Source organism: Hominilimicola fabiformis, from assembly GCF_020687385.1.
In the GTDB taxonomy this organism is placed as follows: domain Bacteria; phylum Bacillota; class Clostridia; order UBA1381; family UBA1381; genus Hominilimicola; species Hominilimicola fabiformis.
On the sequence record NZ_JAJEQM010000002.1, the window covers coordinates 197174 to 223676 of the forward strand.

Here is a 26503-nt window from a genome sequence, read left to right on the forward strand (position 1 = left end):
AGAAAAAGAGGATACCCGAAAGTATCCTCAATATAATATACGATTATTATTTATCCAAACCGTTCTTTTTCTTCATCATAGCACGAACCTTTAGCGGTAGACCGAATAGGTTGATGAAACCTTCACTGTCTTTGTGACTGTAAAGTTCATGACTGTCACCAAATGATGCAATGTCTTCATTATATAGTGAATATGGTGATTTAGCACCTGCAGGAGTTACGCTGCCTTTGTAAAGCTTAAGTCTGACTTCACCTGTAACAGTTTCGTCCATAACGTCAAACATGGCTGACATTGATTCACGAAGCGGTGTAAACCATTTACCGTCATATACAAGTTCAGCAAACTTAATAGCTGACTGACGCTTGAATGCTTGAGTATCTCTGTCAAGGCAAAGGTATTCAAGTTCTTGAATAGCAGTATAAAGAATTGTACCGCCCGGAGTTTCATAAACACCTCTTGACTTCATACCTACAAGTCTGTCCTCAACGATGTCTGCAATACCTACACCGTAAGCACCGCCAAGCTTGTTAAGTTCTTCAACAAGCGGTCTTGGGTCTAATTTCTTGCCGTCAAGTGAAACAGGTTCACCCTTTTCAAAACCAATTGTTATGTACTTTGGCTCGTTAGGAGCTTTTTCAGGTGAAACGCCAAGCTTTAACAGACTGTCAAGCTGCGGTTCGTTCGCAGGATCTTCAAGGTCCATACCTTCGTGGCTGATGTGCCAAATGTTTCTGTCACGAGAATACAAATCTTTCTTTGTAACAGGGATTTCAATGTTGTGAGCCTCTGCATAGTCAACAGCGTCTTCACGTGATTTAATATCCCAAATTCTCCAAGGAGCGATTATCTTTAGTGATGGGTCAAGAGCCTTTATACCAAGTTCAAAACGTACTTGGTCGTTACCCTTACCTGTAGCACCGTGGCATATTGCAACAGCACCTTCCTTATGAGCGATTTCAACAAGTCTTTTTGCAATGATAGGTCTTGCGTGAGAAGTACCTAAAAGATACTTGCCTTCATATACAGCACCTGCTTTTAAAGTAGGGAATATATAATCCTTTACATAATCATCTCTAAGGTCTTCGATATAAAGCTTAGATGCGCCTGCCTTTTTTGCTCTTTCTTCAAGACCGTCTGTTTCTTTACCTTGTCCGACGTCACCGCATACAGCGATTACATCGTAATCGTAATTTTCCTTTAGCCAAGGAATAATGATTGAGGTATCAAGTCCGCCTGAGTAGGCTAAAACAACTTTTTCTTTTGCCATGGTTGCAATTCCTCCTAAAATATTATAAAATATCATTTATTGATGATTTATATTATACACCAATATTTATATATATTCAATAGCAAAATTGACGAAAATAAAGGAGTTAGAAATAAAATGATTATAATAGGTATAGACCCCGGATATGCAATAGTCGGAATAGGAGTGGTTGAGTATGTCGGAAACAAGTTCAGAACGCTTGAATACAACGCAATCACAACACCTGCAGGAATGCCGACTGTCGAACGTTTAAAAAAGATATATACGGAGATGACGATGTATATAGATAAGTATAAACCCGACGCGGTGGCGATAGAAGAATTGTTCTTCAATTCAAACCAAAAGACCGCGATTAACGTTGCACAGGCAAGAGGTGTATTGCTTGTAGCGGTGGCAAACAAGAATGTACCGATAAGCGAATATACACCGCTTCAGGTTAAGCAGTCCGTTACAGGTTACGGACGTGCGGATAAAAAACAAATACAATCTATGGTGAAAATGATTTTGGGATTGAATGTTATACCTAAACCCGATGATGCCGCAGATGCTCTTGCACTTGCAATTTGTCACGCACATTCCAATAAAATGAATAATATGCTCGGAATGAACGGTGTAAGGTAAGCATATATGTAGTGAAAAAATGAATTAATATACAACATATAGTATGCAATGTTACAGAATTGTAACATTGCTGAAAAGTTTATGAAATATAATAATTTTGGATAAAATATACAATAAAATTAATAGGGAATAATATTAGTATGGCTAAATTATACATACAAAAGAACGATAAGTTAAAAATAAATTAAAAAACAAAATGATATTTAATAATTTTGTAACAAATTGCAAGTTGACATAATTGTAATGTTATTGTATTATATATGTACGAGGTAAGAAAGAATGTATTATTATATAAAAGGTACGTTGGTACAAAAGAGCGATAATTACATAGTTGTAGACGCAAACGGAGTGGGATATATGATTTACACTTCGCTAAACAGTATGCAAAATGCCGGTGAAGTCGGTAAAAAAATTACAATATATACATATTTACACGTCAGAGAGGACGTAATGGATTTATTCGGTTTTACAACTATAGAAGAAAAGAATATGTTTATGCAACTTATATCTGTTTCGGGTGTGGGTCCTAAAGCGGCACTTTCCATTTTGTCGGTAACAACTCCGGCTAAATTCGCGGTGGCTGTTATAACGAATGACGTTAAGACGATTACAAAAGCATCGGGCGTAGGTCCTAAAATGGCTCAAAGAGTTATATTGGAGCTTAAAGATAAGATGAAAACGGACGAGCTTGAAATTGATTTGGAAGACGAAAGTGACGATATACTTTCAGATAACAGAAGTGAGGCAATAAGTGCGCTTGTTGTTTTGGGTTACAGCTCAAACGATGCACAAAAAGCCGTTAAGGGTATAGACGGAACATTGAGTGTTGAAGAAATAATAAAGAAAGCACTTGCAGGATTATTATAATAGGAGATTATATGGGGAGGTAAAATCATTGTTTGATGAGGACGAAAGATTTGTCACAAGTGATTTTATAAGTGAAGATGCGGAGATTGAGGTCGGTTTAAGACCGAGAAATCTTTCTGAATATATAGGCCAGGAAAAAGCTAAAAACAATCTTGAAATATACATAAAAGCAGCACTTGAAAGACGTGAGGCTTTGGACCACGTTTTGCTTTACGGACCGCCGGGATTGGGTAAAACCACATTGGCAAGTATTATTGCCAATGAGATGGGTGTTAATATAAGAATAACTTCCGGTCCTGCGATTGAAAAAGCGGGTGACTTGGCGGCTATTCTTACAAACCTGTCGGAACACGATATACTGTTTATTGACGAAATACACCGTATGTCAAGAACGGTTGAAGAAATACTTTATCCGGCTATGGAGGACTATGCGCTTGATATTATTATAGGTAAAGGTCCGGCGGCGAAGTCTATAAGAATTGATTTGCCGAAATTTACACTTATAGGAGCGACAACAAGAGCAGGACTTTTGACAGCACCGTTAAGAGACAGATTTGGTGTTATAAGCCGACTTGAACTTTATACTGTTGAAGAAATCAAGGAAATAGTCAAAAGAAGTGCGGGTTTGCTTGATGTGGAAATAGACGATGAGGGTGCGGCGGAAATTGCGTCACGTTCAAGAGGTACTCCAAGAATTGCAAACCGATTTTTAAAGCGTGTGCGTGACTTTGCACAGGTAAAGTATGACGGTAAGATTGATTATAAGGTTGCGGCAGATGCTTTAAAGAGTATGGAAGTCGATGAACTCGGTCTTGATATAATTGACAGCCGAATGATTAAGACTATGATTGAAAACTTCGGTGGCGGACCTGTCGGTCTTGACACTTTGGCGGCGACAATAGGCGAAGAACCGAATACTATTGAGGATGTATATGAGCCGTATTTGTTACAACTCGGTTTTATATCAAGAACACCGAGAGGAAGAATTGCGACAAAGGCTGCGTATGACCATTTTGACATTCCGTTTGCGGAATGATTGAAATAGAAAAAATGTGTAGGATAAAAAAGAAAAGGAGATGATGTGCAAAATGAGAAAATTAAGAGTATCACTTATAGCGATAGTAATGTTTTTGTTTTGCAGTGTAGGTTTCGCATCGGCACAGACTATGATGCTTGAATATGACGGTGGAACACACGAGTATAAAGGAGAGATTTATGCGCTTGTTGTAAACAATCAGCTAATCAATCCGCCGCTTTCACCGATTATATTTAATGACAGAGCACTTGTACCGGTAAGAGAAATATTTGAGGAAGTGGGTGCAACGGTAAATTACATTAATGACACTCAAACCATTGAAGTTTCAAGTGATGAATATGATGTGGTTATGAGAATTAATGATAATGTTGCGTACATAAACGGTGAAAAAACCAATATACCCGACAATGTAGTACCAAAGCTTATCTCAAAGGTAGGCGGTGAAACAAAAACAATGGTTCCCGTAAGATTTATAAGTGAAACGATAGGTCTTGATGTAAAATTTGATTCGGAGGACGGAGCGATTTTGATTGATTCGGACGGATATGTTATTTCGGACGAAAATCAAGAACCGAGTATTGACGATGTAGTTCCTCAGCCTGATAATTCGGATGATAGTGCAAGTTATACACCGTCGGTTGAAACAAAAATAACAAACGTTTCATATGACATTACAGGTGATAACAGCATTAAAGTTACAGTTACATCCAATGCCGATATTTCAAATTATTCCGATTTTACATTAAGTTCACCGGAAAGAGTTGTTGTGGATTTTGCAGGAATGAAGTTTGACGGCGTAGGTGATACACTAAGCGTTAACAAAGCAGGTGTGACATCTGTAAGAATGGGCGACAATGACGAAAGAGCAAGAGTTGTTGTAGATATTTCAAATTTGAAAAAATACAATATTGAAAAAACGTCAAACAATACTGTTGTTATAAATGTTGAAACAAAGGCGGCTGCACCGACACCGAAGCCGACTGTAAACAACGGAAATTCAAACAACAATTCGACAATTACTGCCGATTCAAGCAAATTGATTGTGCTTGATGCAGGTCATGGAGGAAGTGACTCAGGCGCAGTTGGTTATTCTAACGGTAATGTGGTACTTGAAAAGAATTTGACTCTTGAAATAACATACAAAGTAAAAGAAATTCTTGAAAATGCCGGTTATACCGTTTCAATGACAAGAACAGGCGATACTTTGCCGTCATTGGTTGAACGTCCTACTCAAGCAAATGCTGAAAATGCCGCTGTTTTTGTAAGTATACATATCAATTCCGTTGACAATGCACCGAATGCTAACGGAACTGAAGTATATTACGCAAATTCAAATAACGGTAACGCTTACGGCACAACAAGCGAAAAGCTTGCAACCAATATATTAAACAGGATGCTTTATTATATGGGTTCAACAAACAGAGGCGTTAAAACTGCCGAACACGCAGTTACAAAACGCTGTGAAATGCCTGCGGCACTTACCGAAGTCGGCTTTATAACAAATCCTACGGAAGTTTATAATATGACTACCGACGAATATCAATATAAAGCTGCTCAAGGTATTGCCGAGGGAATAATGATAACATTAAAAGATATTAATGTTCCGCAATAATTTTGTCTTTAAAATGAACTGTCTTTCCTATTTGGGAAAGGCAGTTTTTTTTATTATAATGTTTCGACTAAACTATGTCGAAACATTTTTTTTATTCGACAACCGACTTTGACATTTTTCTTACAGTATATGGAGTATAATACTTTTTAGAGGTGAGCGATATGGAGATATATGCCGATGTAATATTTTTTGTTAATTTCATATTTTCATATGTGCTGTTATACATTCTCGGCAAGTTCGTTAATACGGTGAAAATAAAAAAGCTGCGTTTAGCCGTTGCGGCGGTAATCGGCGGAATAAGTTCGGCGATTATATTTTGTATAGAAATGCCGATGTGGATTTCGTATGTGCTGAGATGCGTGGCGATGTTTTTGATGATAACAACAGCCTATTTTGAAAAACGCAAAAACATACTAAATCAGATGTTATGGTTTGTAATGCTCGGAGGTATAATGATGTTTGTTATGATAATTCTTGTATCGCTTACGGGTAAAACAATCGGTATGGCAATCAACAACGGCATTGTATATTTTGATATTAATTCAAAGGTGTTTGCCGTATCGCTTGGAATATCGTGCATTATGATGATTTTCGTTGTAAAGATGTTTAAAAACAGAAAAAATAAAAAATACTATATACTGAATGTGACACATAATGACAGAACTATAACTGTTTCTGCATTGTTTGACAGCGGTAATTTACTTAAAGAGCCTATAACGGGTAAGTGTGTAAGCATACTTGAATGGGAAGCGGCGAAAGAACTGTTTGATACCGAAATAGAATTTTCGGATATTGAAAATTATATCGAAGATATGAAATTGTGGGCAGTACCGTTTAATTCGTTGGGGAATTCGTCCGATGTTTTGTTTGCTTTTTTGGCAGATGAGATAAACATACCGGAAGAAAATAAAACAATAGATAAAACATTTATAGGTTTGTACGGCAGCAGACTTTCAAATAATGAAGAATATCACGCATTGATTAATGCAGGCTTACTATGAAGGAGTTAAAGGAAATGGAATTATTAAGAAAAATCAGTTCAAAATTTATTTGTATCGGCTCAAATCCTCTGAAAAATGCGGAAGTCTTTTATATCGGAGGCAGTGACACATTGCCGCCGCCATTGAAAAAAGACGAGGAAGAAGCACTTATGAAAAAGCTTGCAAACGGTGATATGAGTGTTAAGGCTACATTGATTGAAAGAAATTTAAGGCTTGTTGTTTATATTGCAAGAAAGTTTGAAAACACGGGGATATATGTTGAGGACTTAATCTCAATCGGTACGATTGGTTTGATAAAAGCGATAAATACATTTAATCCGCTTAAAAATATAAAGCTTGCAACGTATGCGTCAAGGTGCATTGAAAATGAAATATTAATGTATCTTCGTAAAAATTCAAATATGCGCAGTGAGGTTTCTATTGATGAGCCGCTTAATGTGGATTGGGACGGAAATGAACTTTTGCTTTCTGATATACTCGGAACGGATAATGATGTTATCTGTAAAAATATAGAGGACGAGGTTGACAAGGCACTGCTTGTTGACGCGATGAAAAAACTGTCTGTAAGGGAGCAACAGATAATGCGGTTACGATTCGGACTCGGTAACGGAAAGGAAAAAACACAAAAGGAAGTTGCTGATATGCTTGGTATATCGCAATCATATATTTCCAGACTTGAAAAAAGAATAATAGGCAGATTGAAAAAAGAAATAGCCAAAATGTGCTGAATATACATATTATCGTCATATCTTGTACATAACCGCAATAAAGCGGTTTTCAATCAAGGAGGAAAAAGATATGACGAACAAAGTGGAAATCTGCGGGGTGAATACGTCAAAACTCCCTGTTCTTTCAAGAGAGGAAAAAAATAAGTTATTTATAAAAATTAAGAACGGCGATTTACAGGCGCGTGAAACTTTTGTAAAGGGCAATTTAAGGCTTGTACTGAGCGTTATACAAAGATTTAATAATAGAGGTGAAAACGTAGACGATTTGTTTCAAGTAGGCTGTATAGGACTGATAAAGGCGATAGATAATTTCGATTTAAGTCAAAATGTGCAATTCTCAACATATGCCGTGCCGATGATTATCGGTGAAATAAGAAGATATTTGCGTGACAATAATTCTATCCGCGTGAGCCGTTCTCTTAAAGATATAGCATATAAAGCAATGCACGTCAAGGAACGGCTTATAAGTAAAAATTCAAAAGAGCCGACCATATCGGAAATAGCAAAAGAGCTTGACTTACCGAAAGAGGACGTTGTGTTTGCACTTGACGCAATAGCCGATCCGGTATCGCTGTTTGAACCGATATATCACGACGGAGGCGAGGCTATTTATGTGATGGATCAGGTTAAAGACACTAAAAATGTTGACGAAAACTGGCTTGAAAATATTGCGTTGAGCGAAGCAATGAAACATCTTGACGAAAGGGAAAAGCATATTTTGAATTTAAGATTTTTTCAAAGCCGTACGCAAATGGAGGTTGCGGAAGAAATCGGTATATCGCAGGCTCAAGTTTCCAGACTTGAAAAGAGTGCTTTAAAACAGCTTAGAAAATATGTATAATGCAGAATACAAAAATCGGGGCAAAAAGCCTCGATTTTTGTGATTAAATCTGAAAATTAATAAAAAAATTGCCGTCTGCTATTGCATTTTTGACATATTTCGTGTATAATGATAGAAGAATATAATAGCATAATTTGTATTTATAAATAAACAAATTGGAGGAATGAAAATGATAAGCAAGGCATTTCAAAATATTGTAACGCAAATGGCTGATGTTTTTCCAAAGAAATTCGGTATTGTGGATTCGCATGGCTTGGTTTTGGCAAATAACGGCGGTGAACCGACAGGCGATATTATAGAAAATCTTGTATATGCGGCTACAAATAATGATAAATTACTTTTTAAGGACGGATATACAGTTCGTTCAATGTCAAATAAACCGTATGCCGAATATGTTGTATATGTTGAAGGCACTGATGAAGTATCAAAGTATTGTTGTAATTCCATTGTTGTTGCAGCAAATAATGTACGTCATTATTATGATGAAAAATATGACAAGAACAATTTTATGCAAAATATCATTTTCGATAATCTTCTTTCTTTTGATTTACACCAAAAAGCAAGAGAACTTCATGTTGATATAGATATTCCGAGAGCAGTTTTCTATATAAAGGTGCTTGACGAGGGTGAAGTAGGTATTTACGATGTGCTTAGAAATATGTTCCCGGATAAAGAGAGAGATTTTGTTATCAATATAGATACAAAAAATCTTGTGCTTATAAAGGAACTTAAGGAAGTTGAAAATTCTCAAAAACTTGAAGAAACGGCACAAGCTATTGTTGATACGGTAAATGCGGAAACAATGCTTACAGTATGCGTTGGTTTAAGTACGGTTGCTTATAATATCGACCAGATTAATAATGCATACAAAGAGGCACAGATTGCACTTGAAGTAGGTAAAGTGTTTGATGAAGAAAAGTATATTCTGAATTATGATAATTTGGGTATCGGCAGACTTATTTATCAGTTGCCTATAAAACTTTGTGAATTGTTCTTGCAAGAGGTGTTTAAGAAGGGGGATATATCAACTCTTGATGACGAAACAATTTTGACAATAAATAAGTTCTTTGAAAATGACCTTAATGTCAGCGAAACATCAAGACAGCTTTTCGTACACAGAAATACTCTTGTATACAGACTTGAAAAGATTTATAAACTGACAGGTCTTGATTTGAGAAAGTTTGACCAGGCTATCGTATTTAAAGTGGCAATGATGGTGCATAAGTATCTTGAATCAAATTCAATGAAAATCTGATAATGATTTTTTGGGGGTGTGTAAACCACACCCCTATATTTTTGTTTTTTAAGGAGCAATGAAATATGTCTGATAAGAAAAAAATAGTTTTGACGGCATTGATAACAGCTGTTGTTACTGCTTTTATCAGCGTCAATTTAACATCGTTTGTAAAGGACAGAATTGCGATATATCTTCCGAGCAAGGACGAGAATAAGGCCTTTTCAAATAAAATGACGGCAGTTGAAAATATGCTTAGCAGTAACTATTTGTATGATTTTGACAAAACAAAACTTCGAGATGATGCGATTAAAGCATATGTTGACGGACTTGACGAGCCGTATACGCATTACTACACTCAAAGCGAGTTTTCTTCATATATAGACAATATCCAAGACGGCTATGTCGGGATAGGAGTAATAGTCGGAGTGAATGACGATAATCAAATAGAAGTTGTCGCACCGTTTGAGGACAGTCCGGCATATAACGCGGGAATACAGCCAAGCGATATTATAAAGGCGATAGACGGTGTGGAATACAGCGGAGATAAGCTTTCAGAAGCGGTTGACAATATCAAAAACGGAGAGATAGGAACGACTGTTGATATTAAAATTCTTCGCGGTGAAGAAGAACTTGATATAACGGTTACAAGAGATGATATTGCAACCGATTCCGTAGACGGTGAAATGCTTAACGACAATATCGGTTATATCCGTGTGACAGGTTTCAATACAACATCGGATAACGGTGAAAAGAGTACATTCAGCGAATTTAAAGATAAGATTACTGAACTTCAGTCAAGCGGTATGAGCAAAATGATTATTGACTTGCGTGATAATCCGGGCGGTGTGCTTGACGAGGCTTGCAATATGGCAGATATGATTTTACCGGAGGGTATTATAACATACACCGAAACAAAATCCGGCAAGAGAACGGATTATAATTCGGATGCGGAAAGTCTTGATATTCCGATAGTGATACTTATAAACGAAAACAGCGCAAGTGCGTCTGAAGTGTTTACGGGTGCGTTAAAGGACTACGGCAAGGCAACAGTTGTAGGTAAAAAGAGTTACGGTAAGGGAATAGTGCAAAGCGTACTTCCGTTCTATGACGGCTCGGGAATGTCGCTTACCGTTGCAAAATATTATACACCTAATGGCACTTGCATACACGGAATAGGCATTGAGCCTGATGTTGAGGTTGATATGCCTGACGAATATAAAGATATGTATGCGTCAATGGTTGAGCATGATAAAGATACTCAACTTCAAAAAGCGATTGAGATTATAAAGGAAAAATAGTTATATTTTCACGCTTGAATAAATATATAGCATATGTTACAATAGAAAAAAATAATTTGTGATGGAGAATTAATAATGATTTCATTTGGTAAATGGCCGCGTGTTTTATTTGCGAGCGTGCTGGCAATGGCTTTATGGACGTTTATAAGCGTAAATACAAACATTTTCAGCGTAGACGGAAAGTTTGACGGATTTATGTATTTCACGTCATATATATTGGTGATAGGAGTATGGGCACTTGTCGCTGTTAAAATAAATGTATCGGATAAGTTTTATAAAGCAATTTCGATATTCATATTTGCTCTGACACCGTTTTTCTGTATGCAGGTGGCAATGATATTGTCGGGGGCGGCAGAGTATTCGTTTGGAATATACTTTATAAATATTATGTTCTATGTCGCGATTATGGCGATAATTCTTGCGATTACAAGAAGTATGAAATGGACGGCAATAGTAACAAATCTTGTTGCGTACTTATTCAACTTGTCAAGCTTCGTTGTAAATATTTTAAGAGGCACACCGCTAATTCCAAGCGATTTCCTTGCAATCGGTACGGCGGCACAGGTAGCGGAAAATTACACATTTCAGCTGAGATACCCGATTGTTGTTGCAACGGTTATAGTGGTGTTGGTTATAACGTTAATCGCTAAATTTTCGTTTAAACCGCAGTTTAAGCACAAAAATCTTATATTTTCTTTAAGCGGCGGTGCAGTTGCACTTGCATTTATAATAACAATGTCATGTATAGATTTTACTAATTCATCAATGGATGTGTACGACCAGTATCACGCCAATAATACGCATGGCTCGTTATACAGTTTCTATATTAACGTAAGAAAAATGATGCTTAGCAAGCCTAAAGGATATAAGGAAGAGGACGTACAGGCACTTTTGAGTAATGCCGACAGTGAGGAACAAACGACTGTTGACAAAGAAGAAATGCCGAATATCATTGCGATAATGAATGAGAGCTTTTCCGATTTGAACGTTGTCGGTGACCTTCAGACGAGTGAAGATTATATGCCGTTTATACGCAGTATGACTAAGAATACGATAAAAGGTCAACTGTTGGTGTCACCGTTCGGCGGATATACTTGTAATACCGAATTTGAATTTTTGACGGGACTTTCAATGGGCGTGTTGCCGAGAGGTTCGGTCCCATATCTTCAATATGTGTCAAAACAATATCCGTTCTCACTTCCGTCACATCTTGATGAACTCGGATATAAGAGCGTAGCCGTTCATCCGTATTTGGGAAGATGTTGGAACAGACAAAAGATTTATGAGCTTATGGGCTTTGATGAATTCATAAGTTTTGATAATATCAAAAAATATATGGACGAAGATGATATTGAGTATGTTCGTTATTATGTGAGCGACAGAACTTCATTTAAACTTGTAACAGACCAGCTTGAAAATAAAAAGCCGGGCGAAAAGATGTTCTTATTCAATGTTACAATGCAAAATCACGGCGGATACACATATGACGGCGGAGAATTTCCGACTGTAACAATTTCAAATTTGCAAGGTCATTACAAAGAGGCAGAACAGTATTTGTCACTTATAAAAGAAAGTGACAAAGCGTTTGAAGAATTAGTCAGATATTTAAAAAATTATGACGAACCGACAATCGTTGTAATGTTCGGTGACCATCAGCCTGCTGTTGAACAGGAATTTTATGAAGAACTTTACGGAAAAAGCTTGTCAAAATTATCAACTGAGGAATTGCAACAAAGATATAAAATTCCGTTCGTTATATGGGCGAATTACGATATAGAAAGTCAGGATGATTTAAAGACAAGTCCTAACTATTTGTCAGACTTGTTGCTTGATACGGCGAATGTTCCGAAGAATGAAATTGAAAACTTTACATCGGAGGTAAGAAATGATGTACCGCAAATAAATGCAATGGGACATTACGACAGTGATGGCAACTGGGTAAGCAGAGATGAAGATACTTCAAATGCTCTTGATAAGTATGAAGCGGTAGAGTATTATATGCTTACAAGAAAAGAGAACAAAGACGCAAAAGAGAATAAAGACGATAAGAAATAAAATTAAGCAAGGCAAAGCCTTGCTTAATTTTTTAGTCTATACCCATTTTTGCAAAAAAGTCAGCGGTGGAAATACCGCTTGGACGGTTATATCTTTTTAGCATAAACAATGAATCGGCATCGGTTATATGATTAATTCCTTCGTTACAAGTTAAACTCATCTTAAATCCCATTGATTTTAACATATCAGTGGTTTCTTCACTGTAAGCACCGAAAGGGTATGTATATATAATCGGTGCAAAGCCTGTTTTTGTCATAAATCTGTCTTGGGCTTTTTGTGTGTCGGCAACAAATATATTCTTGTATGTATCTTCGCTTTCGCCGCTGTTACGCTTTGAACCGTTTCTGCCGTGATTATTTGAATGAAAATCGTAGGAGTGATTGCCGACTTCAACACGCTTGTCAATAAACATATCATAAACCTCGCTCCAACGTACATAACCGTATGTCATATTTGCGATATTACTTTTGGAATATTCATCGGTATAACTTCCCACAACAGAAATAACCGCTTTTGCGTCATACTCTGAAAGTATAGGCATAACGTAACCGTAGTTGTTATAAAAACCGTCGTCAAATGTGAGCATAACGGGTTTGTCGGGAAGTTTGGACGTGCCGTTAGTATAGTCGATTAATTCTTGTGCGGAAACAAAGGTGTAGCCTTTGTTTTTCAAAAAATTAATATCGTTTTTCAATGTGTCGGGAGTGACAATGTATTTCCCTGATAAATTGGTGTCTTTCAATACGCTGTGGTACATAATAATAGGCATATCAACACCGTTGGAAATATTCACCGAAAGAACGGGAACACTTGAAACGGAATTGAAAACAATTCCGAGAATACCGCAGTAAAGCAGAGAAACGAATATTACAACCGAGAAAATTTTTAGTTTTTTAATCATAAAAATACACCCCTTATCAAATAGTATGATAAGGGGTGTTTGTTCATTACTAAAATTATGCTTTGTTGATTGAACCGAAAAGTTCCATCTTTTCTTTAACAATAACTTTAATAGCCTCAAAACCTGGAGCAAGAAGTTTTCTTGGGTCAAAACCTTTACCTTCAAGGTCTTTGCCTTCTTCAATATACTTTCTTGTAGCCTCTTGGAAGTATAGCTGACACTCTGTATTAACATTGATTTTTGCAACACCAAGTGAAATTGCCTTTTGAATCATATCTGCAGGAATACCTGTACCGCCGTGAAGAACAAGCGGAAGGTCGCCGATAAGTTCCTTTGTTTTTGCAAGAGCGTCAAAGTCAAGACCTTTCCAGTTTGCAGGGTACTTACCGTGAATGTTACCGATACCTGCTGCAAGGAAGTCAACGCCAAGATCGGCGATTTTCTTACATTCGTTAGGGTCAGCAATTTCGCCTGCACCTATAACGCCGTCTTCTTCGCCGCCGATTGAACCGACTTCAGCCTCGATTGAAAGACCTTTTTCGTGGCAAACTTTTACAAGCTCAGATGTCTTTGCGATATTTTCTTCGATAGGGAAGTGTGAACCGTCAAACATTACTGATGAGAAACCTGCCTCGATACACTTGTAGCAGCCTTCGTATGTTCCGTGGTCAAGATGAAGAGCAACAGGAACAGTGATGTTAAGTTCTTCAATCATTGCCTTAACCATTGCCGCAACAGTCTTAAAACCTGTCATATACTTACCTGCACCCTCAGATACACCAAGAATTACAGGTGAGTTGTTTTCCTGAGCTGTTAGAAGTATAGCCTTTGTCCATTCAAGATTGTTGATGTTGAACTGACCTACGGCATACTTGCCTTCAACTGCCTTTTTTAGCATTTCAGTTGCTGAAACTATCATTTTAAAGTCCTCCTTAAAATAAATAAAATAAATATATAAATTTAATTTATATTCAAAATTATTTACCGATTATAATTGCTTTTGCATTTAATAATCGTGTTAAAGTTTCTTCTGTTGTCTCGATGGCTTTTGATTTTTTGCATTGCAGACACGTCAGAATAATGTTGCCGTTTATGATATTTAATTCAATATCTTCACTTCCGCATGCACAGGAAATATTATGTGATTCCTGCAAGGCGTGCAGACGTTCGATAATTGAATAAATCAAGTTAAAAGAAATATCACTGTCATCATCGTCAAATTCATCGAGAATATCTGAAAACATATCAGTGTTTTCGTTAAGCATATTTTCAACCAAATCTTTTTCACCGGCAAAAAATACATCTATTCCTGCAACGGGACATTTGTATGTTAACAGCGGTTTGTTCCAAAAGTTTTCTTTTGTTGTTGTGTACGAATGGTTGTCACCGCATATCGGACATTCGATGTCAAATTTGTATTTATCGTGTTTTTCGGCTATTGTAACACAGGTTTCGTGACAGCCGTGAGTAGGGCATATAAGCTGAACCTTGTCTTTACCCGAAAAATTAAATATTGAAAGTGATTTTGACGACATATTTGAACAGAAAGGACATATATATGCTACTATTCTTTTTAAATCTACTAACACTCTGAAATTCAAATCCTTTCCGCCCACGATATACTTGTCTTAAAATCACTTTTAATGTGGGCTGAAAAGTGATTATTCAGTGCCAATTTTGTTTTCTCTTGCATAGAAGAATAGATATTGCTGAGCAAAACCGCCTATATCGCCGAAATGCTTTTCGGCAAATGCGGATATTGCAGGTATGCTTTGTTCACCGTCAAAATAACAGTATTCCATTATGCGTTTAATCCAAACGTCAACGGGGAATGAGTCGACTCTGCCAAGACCGAATAAAAGTATACAGTCGCTGACCTTGTTGCCGACACCGTTAATAGTCATTAATGCTTTTTTGGCGTCCGGAGTTGACAGTGATTTTATATATTCTTCCGTAAGAGTGCCGCTCTTGAATTTGTCTGCGGCGTCCATTATATATTTGTCACGAAAACCGGAACGGATAACCGATAAATCTTCTTTTGAAAGAGAATAAATCGTATCGGTATCGGGGAACGTGTAATACGTTTTGCCCATATAACTTATTTGTTTTCCGAAGTTTTCGCAAAGTCTTTCTATAATGCCTTTGATTCGCGGAATATTGTTGCTTGCCGAAATGATGAAAGAAATAACAGCCTCCCATAAATCCTGGTTAAGTATACGAATACCGTCACCGTATGAAACAGCTTCTTTCATAATCGGGTCATTGGATAATCTGCTCTTGATTTCGCTGTAGTCGCGGTTTAAATCAAAGTAATCATACCAAATATTCTTAAAATCGTCTTCAGTTGTATCGTAAAATATAACTTCATCATCATTTTGCGATATTAAAAGAGCCTTGTTCTTTGCAATGCCGAAATATGAATTCTCGCTTACTGCATTAAAACGAAAGCATTGACCGCAATCAAATATATGGTGTAAGTTAAAATCTTTTAAACCTGTGACAATAAGATTATTGTCTTTTTTATTAATATCCATATTAGATATTATATCACGTTGTTATAAATTTATCAAGTGACAAAATCCATATTTATCTGCATAATTACATACTTGACAGAGTTGCACAGAGCATAACTTTTTTATATATTACATTATGGTCAAAATGCACGGAATTAAAACAATCAAGAAAAAATATGAAATAAGAAATTCGTTTTATGTAGACTATTTTTTGTATTTGTGGTATAATGAGTGTCAATAATAAAAATAAATGACGTCTTATTCGTCCGCAATAAGCCGCGTATATTATTTTTATCAGCGGACAGAAAGGTTATGATTTATATGACAGATAAAGAGTTATTTAATGAATTATCATACAAAAGAAAAAATGTGTATGAGAATTTGAGCGAACAGGAATATAAGGAAATGTTTGAACTTTGCGACGAATATCGCGAATTTCTTGATGAGGGAAAGACAGAACGTGAGTGCGTTGAAAAGTCGATAAAAATGGCTGAACTTCACGGATTTAAGAATATTAATTCAGTAAAGCAGTTAAAGGCGGGAGATAAGGTTTATAAGATTAACAGAAACAAAAATATTTTACTTGCGGTTATCGGCAGTGAAGATATTAAAAACGGTGTAAATCTTGTCGGCGCACATATCGATTCACCAAGACTTGACTTAAAGCAAAATCCGCTATATGAAAGCAATGATATGGCACTTTTGAAAACACATTATTACGGCGGTATTAAGAAGTATCAATGGACTGCAATTCCGCTTGCTATGCACGGTGTTATATTTACAAAAGAGGGTAAAAAGGTGACATTAAATATAGGTGAAAATGAAAACGACCCTGTATTTTGCGTGACAGACCTTTTGCCGCATTTGGCTAAAGATCAAATGACAAAGAAGATGATTGACGGAATAGAGGGAGAAAATCTTAATATTCTTATAGGCGGTATGCCTGTTAAATCGGAAGATGTAAGCGAAAAGGTTAAGTTCGCGATTTTGAAACATCTTAACGAAAAATACGGCATAACAGAAAGAGATTTCTTAAGTGCCGAAATTGAAATTGTACCTGCTTTCAAGGCTAAGAATGTCGGACTTGACGAAAGCTTTGTCGGTGCATACGGTCAAGATGACAGAGTGTGTGCATTTACTACATTAAAGGGTATATTCGCTGTTGAAAATCCTAAAAAGACAGCACTTGCAATCCTTGTTGATAAAGAAGAAATCGGTTCAACGGGTAATACGGGTATGCTTAGTGCATTCTTTGAAATGACTCTTGCGGAAATTATTGAAAAGATTAACGGCAACTGCACAATTACCGATTATAATACAACAATAGAAAATTCAGCTTGCTTGTCATCGGACGTCGGTGCGGCAGTCGATCCGAACTATGAATCCGTATACGAAAAACGTAATGCGGCATTTGCAGGCTATGGTATGGTGCTTATGAAGTATACAGGTGCAAGAGGTAAGTCGGAGTCGTCAGACGCGTCTGCCGAATTTGTTTATGAAATAGGTAAGATACTTGACGATAACGGAGTTATTTGGCAAACAAGCGAACTCGGTAAGGTTGATCAAGGCGGCGGCGGTACAATCGCACAGTACGTTGCTAATCTTAATATGGACGTTATTGACTGCGGTGTTCCTGTACTTTCAATGCACGCACCGTTTGAAGTTACAGCAAAGAGTGACGTATATATGGCATATAAATCATATGTTGCATTTTATAATAACAGATAGTAGAAATGAGCCTGTCGACATTTTGTCGACAGGCTCATTTTGCTTTTATTGTTGAGGAAGGTAGTCGGTTGGGTTTACCAAAACTCCGTCTTTTGACATTTCAAAGTGAATATGCGGATCGGTCACATTTTCACCGGTACATTTACCTGACGTTCCGATAACTTCGCCTGATTTTATTTCTTTACCTACAGTGAGATTTTCAATATTTTCAAGTCCCATATATTTCGTTATAAATCCTGCGGCGTGAGATATTATTACATATTCGCCCATTGCGTCTTTGCCTGTTTCGTCAATAACGCCGTCAGCGACGGCTTGTACACTGCAACCTGTGTTGGCGGCAATGTCAATGCCGTTGTGGGTACGCCAATCGGAAAGCTGTTCGTTGTATTTTAATTTGTCCGAATATCCTTCAAGTGTATTTCCGTTTACAGGCATAATAAATGCAGGTTGTTCGGATGATACGATAACTGCGGTTTGGTCAACGTCGGGATTGTTGACTGCATAGTCCTCAACAGGTACTTGTTGCTCGGACATAACAGGCATATCGGTTTGAGTGTCGGTACTTTGAGCGGTTTCGGTATCAGATACAACTTCCGAACTCTCTTCTACATTTGCTGATGAAGCCTCTTGAGTTTCATCTTCTGAAACGTTCAGAGCGGAAGATGTGAATTTGTCGGTTGAATCCGAAAAAACTTCGCTGCCACTGTTATCGGCTATCTCATTGCTTAGCATACTTGATGAGTCTGAATTGTGTCTTTCGGTAAAATAACCGGCTATACCGATTGCCAATACACAGCAACAAAGTGCTATGTAAAAGCTTGGTAGCTTTTTTGTTTCCTTTTTTTGTTGTTGATTCATTTTGTGTTCCTCCATATACATTGTAGTATTTAGTATTGTTTCCTTAATTTTCTGTATTATACATTTTGCTAAATAAAAATTTTACATAAATAATTGACAGGTATGACGGAAAGTGTGTCTTTTAAAATTCACGGTGATTATAGCAGTTGTTATTAAAAAAGTTAATTCATTATTCGTGTTATTAGGGTATAGGAAGCCGTAAGGCACTCGGTATGGGTGGTGACGAACAGAATATGCTTTTGGTATAGCTAAAAAGAATTTCTTAAAATTTAATAAGGTTGTCGCAAACTATTGCAACAACCTTATTTTTTTGGTATAATGTAATCTAAATGAACAGAAAAAAGAGGTAATTATTTTGAAAAGAACGGATTTTTATTATGACTTGCCCGAAGAACTTATTGCACAAGAACCTTTAAAGGACAGAAGTTCTTCAAGGCTTATGATACTTGATAAAAATACAGGTGAAATTGAGCATAAGCATTTTTATGATATAGTCGATGAACTAAATGAGGGTGATGCACTTATATTGAATGATACAAAGGTACTCCCGGCGCGTCTGTACGGTCAAAAGGAGGGTACGGGCGGTGCTATTGAATTTTTGCTTTTGCATAAGCATACGCTTGATACTTGGGAAGTGATTTTGAAACCTGGCAGAAAAGCTAAACCCGGTGCAAGATTTGTTTTTGGCAACGGTGAGCTTAAAGCAGAGGTTTTGGACGTTATAAATGACGGTAACAGACTTGTTAAGTTTGAGTATGAGGGAGTATTTGAGGAGGTTTTGGATAAACTCGGAGAAATGCCTCTGCCTCACTATATAACACATAAACTTGAAGATAAAAACAGATACCAAACAGTGTATGCAAAAAATCCCGGCAGTGCGGCGGCACCTACGGCAGGACTTCACTTTACACCCGAATTGCTTGAAAAGATTAAGGCAAAAGGCGTTAATATAGGTTATGTAACACTTCACGTCGGACTAGGAACATTCAGACCTGTTAAAGCCGACGATATACTTGAACATAAAATGCACTCGGAATTTTATATACTTCCGCAGGAAACAGCCGATTTGGTAAATAAAACAAAATCAAACGGTAAACGTGTAATTTCTGTCGGAACAACTGCTACAAGAGTTTTGGAAACGGTCGGAATGGAAAACGAAAAACTTGAACAAAAAACAGGTTGGACGAATATATTTATTTATCCGGGTAAGGAATTTCACGTTATAGATGCGCTTATAACAAACTTCCACTTGCCTGAATCAACACTTATAATGCTTGTAAGTGCTTTGGCAGGCAGAGAAAATGTGCTGAATGCCTATAAAACAGCGGTACAGGAAAAATACAGATTTTTTTCATTTGGCGATGCGATGCTTATAAAATAAAGGAGATACGAAATGTTTAAAATTTTGCATACTGACGGAAATGCAAGACGCGGCGAATTTCATACGGTACACGGAGTTGTACAGACACCCGTTTTTCAGAACGTCGGAACAATAGCGGCAATAAAAGGTGCGGTAAGTACAATGGATTTAAAAGAGATAGGCTGCCAGGTTGAACTTTCAAATACCTATCATTTACATTTAAGACCCGGCGACAAAGTTATAAAACAGCTTGGCGGGCTTCACAAATTTATGAATTGGGACAGACCTATTTTAACGGACAGCGGAGGTTTTCAGGTGTTTTCACTTGCAGGTTTGAGAAAAATAACAGAAGAAGGCGTCAGCTTTAATTCACATATTGACGGTCACAAAATATTTATGGGACCTGAAGAAAGTATGCAGATACAGTCAAACCTTGCGTCTACAATAGCAATGGCATTTGACGAATGTATTGAAAATCCCGCACCGTACAAATATGTAAAGGACTCATGCGACAGAACGTACAGATGGCTTGTTCGTTGTAAAAAAGAGATGGAAAGACTTAATTCGCTTGACGATACAATTAACAAAAATCAAATGCTTTTCGGTATTAATCAAGGCGGAACTTTCGATGATATAAGAATTGAGCATATGCAGAGGATTGCGGAACTTGATTTACCGGGATATGCGATAGGCGGTTTGGCGGTTGGCGAGAGCCACGAAGAAATGTATCATATTCTTGATGTTGTACTTCCTCATGCACCTGTAAATAAGCCGAGATACTTAATGGGTGTCGGAACACCGTCAAATATTATTGAATCGGTTGCAAGAGGTGTAGACTTCTTTGACTGTGTTATCGCGTCAAGAAACGCAAGGCACGCATTTATCTTTACAAGAAACGGCACAATGAATTTAATGAACCAAAAATATGAACTTGATACAAGACCGATTGACGAAGAATGTGGTTGTCCTGCTTGTCAGCACTATACGAGAGCATATATAAGACATTTGTTCAAGGCAAAAGAAATGCTTGGAATGAGATTGGCAGTTCTTCATAATTTGTATTTTTATAATGAGCTTATGGAACGCATCAGAAAGGCGATAGAAGAGGACAGATTTGAAGAATTCAGACGTGAAAATGTTGAAAAGCTTGCACAAAGACTTTAATAGTGCAAAAACTATAATTAAATGACAATTCTATATTGCTTTTTTGTGAAAGTTTTGGTATAATATTATACAATATGAATAACAATTTAAGGAGGATACCATAGATGAGAGCAAAGTATAAGAGAGTGCTTTTAAAAATAAGCGGAGAGGCACTTGCGGGAACAAATGGATTTGGACTTGATGAGCATACTATTGCACATATCAGTGAGAACATAAAGAAAATTGTGGACATGGGTGTACAGGTTTCAATCGTTGTAGGCGGAGGAAATATCTGGAGAGGACGAAGCAGTGAAAATATGGACAGAACAAGAGCTGACCATATGGGTATGCTTGCAACTGCGATAAATGCGTTGGCACTTTGCAGTGCACTTGAAAACTGCAATGTACCTACAAGAGTGCAGACTGCGATTGAAATGCGACAGGTGGCAGAACCTTATATCAGAGGTAAGGCTGAAAGACATCTTGAAAAGGGCAGAGTAGTAATATTCGGCTGCGGAACAGGTAATCCGTTTATGTCAACAGATACAGCCGCCGCACTTCGTGCAGTTGAAACAGATTCACAGGTTATATTACTTGCAAAGAAAGTTGATGCAGTATATGACAGCGACCCTAATATAAATCCTGACGCAAAGAAATATGATGTACTTTCATTCAGTGATATACTTTCAAAAAATCTCGGCGTAATGGATTCAACTGCGGCATCAATGTGTCGTGATAATAATATGCCTATACTTGTTTTCGGTCTTAGCGACCCTGAAAACATTGTAAGAGCGGTAAAAGGCGAAAAAATCGGTACACTTGTAAATAATGAGGGTAAACTTTAAGATTAATTGATATATTTAAGGAGGAATTTTAAAATGGGTAAGTATCCTGAAATTGAAGAAAAGATGGAAAAAAGAATAAACGGTTATGCGGGTGAATTAAAGACAATCCGTGCAGGACGTGCAAACGCGTCTGTACTTGATAAAGTTGCTATTGATTACTACGGTACAATGACGCCTGTCCAACAGGTAGGTTCAATCTCATCACCTGAACCGAGATTACTTGTTATTCAACCTTGGGACGCAAGCGTTTTAAAGGAAATCGAAAAGGCAATCAATGCGTCTGATATTGGTATAGCACCTCAAAATGACGGTAAGGTTATAAGACTTAACTTCCCTCCGCTGACAGAGGAAAGAAGAAAAGAACTTGTTAAGACTGTAAAGAAGTATACAGAAGAAGCAAAGGTACAAATCCGTAATGCAAGACGTGACGCAATGGATAAGTACAAGGCTATGAAGAAAGACGGCGAAATCACAGAGGACGATTTGAAAGAAACAGAAAAGGATATACAAAACTTGACAGATAAGTATATTAAAGAAATTGATAATATCAGTGCCGCAAAGGAAAAAGAAATCCTTGAGGTTTGATAATTAAAATCACTACGCATATGACCGGCAGGCTAAGTCTGCCGGTATTGTGCTAAATAGAGAGGTATCGTATGTTTTTTTCAAAGAAAAAGAAAATCAATGAAATAGATATGTCAAGACTTCCGCAGCATATCGGAATTATAATGGACGGTAACGGCAGATGGGCGAAAAAAAGAGGTTTGCCGAGAAGTGCCGGACACAGTGCCGGAGCGGATTCACTGAAAAAAATTATCACAGAGGCAAATAATCTCGGTGTAAAGTATATAACGGTATATGCTTTTTCAACGGAAAATTGGAAACGACCGAAAGAAGAAGTAGACTATCTTATGTCGCTTTTGCTTGACTATCTGAGAAATGCTGAAAAAACTCTTTCGGGAGAGAATGTCGTTATTCGTGTAATCGGTTCAAGAAAAGGTCTGTCCGAAGAAATTTGCCGGCAGATTATAAAGACAGAGAATTTTACAAAGAATAATACAGGAATTGTTATGAATATCGCTCTTAACTACGGCGGTCGTGAAGAAATTGTCAATGCGGTAAAAAATATCTGTAAGGACGTTAAGGACGGCAAGCAGAATGTTGATGATATTGACGATGAAGTTTTTTCAAGCTATTTGTATACCGCAAATCAGCCTGACGTTGACTTGCTTATCAGAACAAGCGGTGAGCAGAGATTGTCAAACTTTATGCTTTGGCAGGTAAGCTATGCGGAAATGTGGTTTACCGATAAGCTATGGCCTGATTTTAAACCGGCTGATTTACATAAGGCTATAATCGATTTTCAAAACAGAGGCAGAAGATTTGGGGGTGTGTAAAAATGGTTAAGAGAATTATAACGTCGGTGGTGGCATTGGCGGTATTTGTTGGTATACTGTTTTTACCGCCGATATGCTTTACAGTTGCACTTGCGGCGGTTATATTATTTATGCTATATGAGTGTTACAGTGCGACAAAAGCCGATTTGGGTATGAAAACTATCGGATTTATTTCGGCTGTTATATTGATGTCATCAATTTATTTTTGTAAAGCAATAGAGTGGGATACTTTTGCATGGGCAACTGCGTCAATAGGTATAATTTTTATCATAGCACTGCATATGATTACAGTAGTGGCAAAGCACGGTAAAAGAAATTATAAGGATATACTTTCAAACGGTTTCTTAACTATATATATTGTACTTTCGATGAGTTGCGTGTGGCTTGCAAAAGAAACGTTTGATACTGCTACCATGCTTTTAACATTTATATGTGCGTGGTCGTGTGATACGTTTGCATATTTTACAGGCAGATTTTTAGGCAAACACAAACTGATACCTCACGTCAGCCCAAATAAAACGGTTGAAGGCTCTGTCGGTGGTGTTGTCGGTGCAATGGTTATATGTATTGTATATCTATTGATTGTGAAAAATGTATTTGATACAAATATGTTGCAGTGGAGCAATGTAGTTGTTGAGGGTGCGGTTTACGGTCTTGTAGGCGGTGCATTGTCACAGCTCGGCGATTTGATTGCTTCGGCTATCAAACGCGATACAGGAATAAAAGATTTCGGTTGGATATTCCCGGGACACGGCGGATTTATGGACAGATTTGACAGCGTTATGTTTATAGCACCTATTATGTATATATTGCCGATGGTAATTTTTGGAGTTATGTAGGGAATGTCAAATTAATTGGAGAAAAGACAAATGGAATTTGAAAAGAAAATAGCGGTATTGGGGTCAACAGGCTCAATCGGTACACAGACTCTTGAAATTGCCCGCGAATACAAGGGTATAAAAATAGAGGCAATGTCTGCACATTCAAATATTGATTTGATTGAAAAACAGGCGAGAGAGTTTAAACCGAAAACGGTGTGCCTTACCGATGAAGGAAAGGCTAAGGATTTGAAAATCAAGCTTGCCGATACCGATATAAAAGTAGTACAAGGAAAAGAAGGTCTTATAGAAACGGCAACGGCTGACAGTGCTGATACGGTTGTAACCGCGGTTGTCGGTATTTCGGGACTTGAGCCTACAATAGAGGCAATAAAGGCAAAGAAAAATATTGCTCTTGCGAATAAGGAAACGCTTGTAACAGGCGGTCATATCGTTATGGATTTGGCAAAGGAAAACGGAGTTGCGATACTTCCCGTAGACAGTGAACACAGTGCGATATTTCAGTCACTTCAAGGCTGTAAGGACAGACGCGAAGTAAAGAGAATACTTTTAACCGCATCGGGCGGTCCGTTCTTTGGGAAAAAACGTGAAGAACTGGTTGACATAAAACCTGAGGACGCATTAAAACACCCTAATTGGAATATGGGTGCAAAGGTTACGATAGATTCATCAACGCTTGTCAATAAAGGACTTGAAGTTATGGAGGCGAAGTGGCTTTTCGGAACGGATAACATAAAAGTTTTGGTACACAGACAGAGCGTTGTACATTCAATGGTTGAGTTCGTGGATAACGGAGTAATTGCACAGCTCGGTGCACCTGATATGCGACTTCCTATACAGTACGCATTGACGTATCCGAACAGACTTCCGATGAAGAATAACGAACTTGACTTTACAAAGTATCCGTCACTTACATTTGACGAACCCGACACAGACACGTTTTATGCGTTGAAATTGGCATATGATGCACTTAAAGACGGCGGTATAAAACCGACTGTATTTAACAGTGCCGATGAGGCGGCGGTTGAGTTGTTTATGCAAGGTAAAATATCTTATCTCGGTATATCCGACGCTATCGCAAAGGCAATGAGCGAGATTAAAAATATCGAAAATCCGACAATTTCGGATATATGGGAAACAGATAAGTTAGCCCGTGAGATTGTATATAGATTTGAAAAGGAGAGTTTAATTTGATAACTGCGATTGTATCTGTTGTAATGTTCCTTGTAATGGTTTCACTGCACGAATTCGGTCACTTTATTGTTGCAAAAATGCTGAACTTTAAAGTTGATGAATTTTCTGTTGGAATGGGACCTGCAATATTCAAGAAAAAGAAAGGCGAAACACAATACTCAATAAGAATTTTGCCGCTTGGCGGTTATTGTAAATTTGAGGGCGAAGATGAAGCCGACAATACCGATCCGCGAGCTTTTTCAAATCAAAAGCCGTGGAAAAGATTGCTTGTGCTTTTGGCAGGCGGTGTTTTTAATATCATTTTGGGTTTTGTACTGTTTCTTGTTATCGTTCCGTCAACGTCACCTGCACGAACAAATGTTATTGATACGGTTGTTCCGCACAGCTATATAGAACAAGTCGGAGTACAGCCGAATGATAAGATTATAAAGATTAACGGAAAGAAAATCAATTTCTATAATGATATTTCGCTTTATACTCAAAATTTCAAAAAAGACGAACAGGCAACCGTAACGGTTTTAAGAAACGGTGAAAAAATCGACTATTCATTTATGCCGACGGAGCAAATTGTCAAAACAACTTACGGAGAAAACGGCGTGCAAGTCGACAGTACAATAAACGGATACACAACAGGTCAGTTTGTGGAATATTCCGATAAAATGCCTAAGGACGATTCGATTGTAGGTCAGTCGGAAACAAGCACAAGATATATAATAGGCTTTACACCTAAAACAAAGGATATAACGATATTTAATGTTTGGGGAGAGGCTTTAAATGAAACCGAATTTGTGGTTAAGCTTGTGTATCAGTCATTCTGGCAGATGATAACAGGTAAGGTCGGAGTAGACCAAATGTCAGGACCTGTCGGAATTGTAAGCGAAGTGAACAACGCGGTTAATTCGGGCAGTTACAGTTGGCTTTATGTGCTTAACTTGGTTGCACTTTTGACAATAAATCTGGGAATATTCAATCTTCTTCCGATACCTGCACTTGACGGCGGAAGAATATTGTTTGTACTGATTGAAATGATACGCAGAAAGGCTATTCCGCCTGAAAAAGAGGGGATAGTTCATGCAGTCGGAATGTTATTGTTATTGGCATTCATTGTGTTCGTATCATTCCACGATATAATGCGATTATTCAATAAGTGAGGTTAATATTT

General features: G+C 37.5%; 25 protein-coding genes. 19 read left to right on the forward strand and 6 right to left on the reverse strand.

Annotation, left to right across the window (positions count from 1 at the left end; genetic code table 11):
- Nucleotides 1-46: 46 nt before the first annotated feature.
- Nucleotides 47-1267: an argininosuccinate synthase gene (locus tag LKE05_RS02385; RefSeq protein ID WP_117965755.1), complete on the reverse strand. Its 1221-nt coding sequence runs from the start codon at nt 1265-1267 to the stop codon at nt 47-49.
- A 117-nt stretch (nt 1268-1384) separates the two neighbouring features.
- On the opposite strand from LKE05_RS02385, the gene ruvC reads away from it, so the two are divergent.
- From ruvC to LKE05_RS02435, 10 genes are all read left to right on the forward strand, one after another.
- A complete protein-coding gene (ruvC, locus tag LKE05_RS02390; RefSeq protein WP_022229215.1) occupies nt 1385-1888 on the forward strand; it encodes a crossover junction endodeoxyribonuclease RuvC in 504 nt (167 codons plus the stop codon).
- 279 nt (nt 1889-2167) lie between these two features.
- Complete coding sequence (ruvA, locus tag LKE05_RS02395; protein ID WP_118446701.1) at nt 2168-2755, forward strand: Holliday junction branch migration protein RuvA; 588 nt, start codon at nt 2168-2170, stop codon at nt 2753-2755.
- A gap of 28 nt (nt 2756-2783) precedes the next feature.
- Nucleotides 2784-3791 (forward strand): Holliday junction branch migration DNA helicase RuvB, encoded by a 1008-nt coding sequence (gene ruvB / locus LKE05_RS02400; RefSeq protein WP_022229217.1) that lies wholly within the window; start codon nt 2784-2786, stop codon nt 3789-3791.
- Between the two features lie 52 nt (nt 3792-3843).
- Nucleotides 3844-5403: an N-acetylmuramoyl-L-alanine amidase family protein gene (locus LKE05_RS02405; protein WP_308455803.1), complete on the forward strand. Its 1560-nt coding sequence runs from the start codon at nt 3844-3846 to the stop codon at nt 5401-5403.
- 161 nt (nt 5404-5564) lie between these two features.
- Nucleotides 5565-6404, forward strand: coding sequence for a sigma-E processing peptidase SpoIIGA (locus LKE05_RS02410; protein WP_308455854.1), 840 nt, complete (start codon nt 5565-5567; stop codon nt 6402-6404).
- Nucleotides 6405-6418: 14 nt separating this feature from the next.
- Complete coding sequence (gene sigE, locus LKE05_RS02415) at nt 6419-7132, forward strand: RNA polymerase sporulation sigma factor SigE (protein ID WP_308455804.1); 714 nt, start codon at nt 6419-6421, stop codon at nt 7130-7132.
- Nucleotides 7133-7202: 70 nt separating this feature from the next.
- Complete coding sequence (sigG, locus tag LKE05_RS02420) at nt 7203-7973, forward strand: RNA polymerase sporulation sigma factor SigG (protein WP_022229221.1); 771 nt, start codon at nt 7203-7205, stop codon at nt 7971-7973.
- A gap of 169 nt (nt 7974-8142) precedes the next feature.
- Nucleotides 8143-9228: a PucR family transcriptional regulator gene (locus LKE05_RS02425; protein ID WP_022229222.1), complete on the forward strand. Its 1086-nt coding sequence runs from the start codon at nt 8143-8145 to the stop codon at nt 9226-9228.
- 65 nt (nt 9229-9293) lie between these two features.
- Complete coding sequence (locus tag LKE05_RS02430; RefSeq protein ID WP_308455805.1) at nt 9294-10508, forward strand: S41 family peptidase; 1215 nt, start codon at nt 9294-9296, stop codon at nt 10506-10508.
- A gap of 75 nt (nt 10509-10583) precedes the next feature.
- Nucleotides 10584-12563 (forward strand): sulfatase-like hydrolase/transferase, encoded by a 1980-nt coding sequence (locus tag LKE05_RS02435; RefSeq protein ID WP_308455806.1) that lies wholly within the window; start codon nt 10584-10586, stop codon nt 12561-12563.
- Between the two features lie 31 nt (nt 12564-12594).
- Here LKE05_RS02435 and LKE05_RS02440 read toward each other — a convergent pair whose 3' ends face one another.
- From LKE05_RS02440 to LKE05_RS02455, 4 genes are read right to left on the reverse strand one after another with little or no spacing between them, the layout of a single operon-like run.
- Entirely contained in the window at nt 12595-13464 is an 870-nt protein-coding gene (locus LKE05_RS02440) for a polysaccharide deacetylase family protein (RefSeq protein ID WP_308455807.1), read from the reverse strand.
- A gap of 55 nt (nt 13465-13519) precedes the next feature.
- Nucleotides 13520-14383 (reverse strand): class II fructose-1,6-bisphosphate aldolase, encoded by an 864-nt coding sequence (gene fba, locus LKE05_RS02445; RefSeq protein ID WP_117968717.1) that lies wholly within the window; start codon nt 14381-14383, stop codon nt 13520-13522.
- A 58-nt stretch (nt 14384-14441) separates the two neighbouring features.
- Complete coding sequence (locus LKE05_RS02450) at nt 14442-15065, reverse strand: hypothetical protein (protein ID WP_308455808.1); 624 nt, start codon at nt 15063-15065, stop codon at nt 14442-14444.
- A gap of 60 nt (nt 15066-15125) precedes the next feature.
- Complete coding sequence (locus LKE05_RS02455; protein WP_147515047.1) at nt 15126-15998, reverse strand: DNA-3-methyladenine glycosylase family protein; 873 nt, start codon at nt 15996-15998, stop codon at nt 15126-15128.
- A 291-nt stretch (nt 15999-16289) separates the two neighbouring features.
- Here LKE05_RS02455 and LKE05_RS02460 point away from each other — a divergent pair, with 291 nt between their 5' ends.
- A complete protein-coding gene (locus tag LKE05_RS02460) occupies nt 16290-17705 on the forward strand; it encodes an aminopeptidase (RefSeq protein ID WP_373367867.1) in 1416 nt (471 codons plus the stop codon).
- Between the two features lie 45 nt (nt 17706-17750).
- Here LKE05_RS02460 and LKE05_RS02465 read toward each other — a convergent pair whose 3' ends face one another.
- Nucleotides 17751-18563, reverse strand: a complete 813-nt coding sequence (locus tag LKE05_RS02465) for a M23 family metallopeptidase (RefSeq protein ID WP_303693310.1) — start codon at nt 18561-18563, stop codon at nt 17751-17753.
- A gap of 355 nt (nt 18564-18918) precedes the next feature.
- On the opposite strand from LKE05_RS02465, the gene queA reads away from it, so the two are divergent.
- From queA to LKE05_RS02505, 8 genes are all read left to right on the forward strand, one after another.
- Nucleotides 18919-19944 carry a tRNA preQ1(34) S-adenosylmethionine ribosyltransferase-isomerase QueA gene (gene queA / locus LKE05_RS02470; RefSeq protein ID WP_022229231.1) on the forward strand — a complete coding sequence of 342 codons (1026 nt, stop codon included), beginning with the start codon at nt 18919-18921 and terminating at the stop codon, nt 19942-19944.
- A gap of 12 nt (nt 19945-19956) precedes the next feature.
- Entirely contained in the window at nt 19957-21087 is a 1131-nt protein-coding gene (gene tgt / locus LKE05_RS02475; RefSeq protein WP_022229232.1) for a tRNA guanosine(34) transglycosylase Tgt, read from the forward strand.
- Between the two features lie 104 nt (nt 21088-21191).
- On the forward strand, nt 21192-21911 hold the full coding sequence (gene pyrH, locus LKE05_RS02480; protein WP_022229233.1) for a UMP kinase: 720 nt from the start codon (nt 21192-21194) through the stop codon (nt 21909-21911).
- A 33-nt stretch (nt 21912-21944) separates the two neighbouring features.
- Nucleotides 21945-22496: a ribosome recycling factor gene (frr, locus tag LKE05_RS02485; protein ID WP_308455809.1), complete on the forward strand. Its 552-nt coding sequence runs from the start codon at nt 21945-21947 to the stop codon at nt 22494-22496.
- Between the two features lie 71 nt (nt 22497-22567).
- Nucleotides 22568-23308, forward strand: a complete 741-nt coding sequence (gene uppS, locus LKE05_RS02490) for an undecaprenyl pyrophosphate synthase (protein WP_308455810.1) — start codon at nt 22568-22570, stop codon at nt 23306-23308.
- 2 nt (nt 23309-23310) lie between these two features.
- Nucleotides 23311-24147, forward strand: coding sequence for a phosphatidate cytidylyltransferase (locus LKE05_RS02495; protein ID WP_308455811.1), 837 nt, complete (start codon nt 23311-23313; stop codon nt 24145-24147).
- 30 nt (nt 24148-24177) lie between these two features.
- A complete protein-coding gene (locus LKE05_RS02500; protein ID WP_308455812.1) occupies nt 24178-25341 on the forward strand; it encodes a 1-deoxy-D-xylulose-5-phosphate reductoisomerase in 1164 nt (387 codons plus the stop codon).
- Nucleotides 25338-26492, forward strand: a complete 1155-nt coding sequence (locus tag LKE05_RS02505) for a M50 family metallopeptidase (RefSeq protein WP_308455813.1) — start codon at nt 25338-25340, stop codon at nt 26490-26492. Before LKE05_RS02500 ends, LKE05_RS02505 begins: the two co-directional genes overlap by 4 nt.
- The last annotated feature ends 11 nt before the right edge of the window (nt 26493-26503 follow it).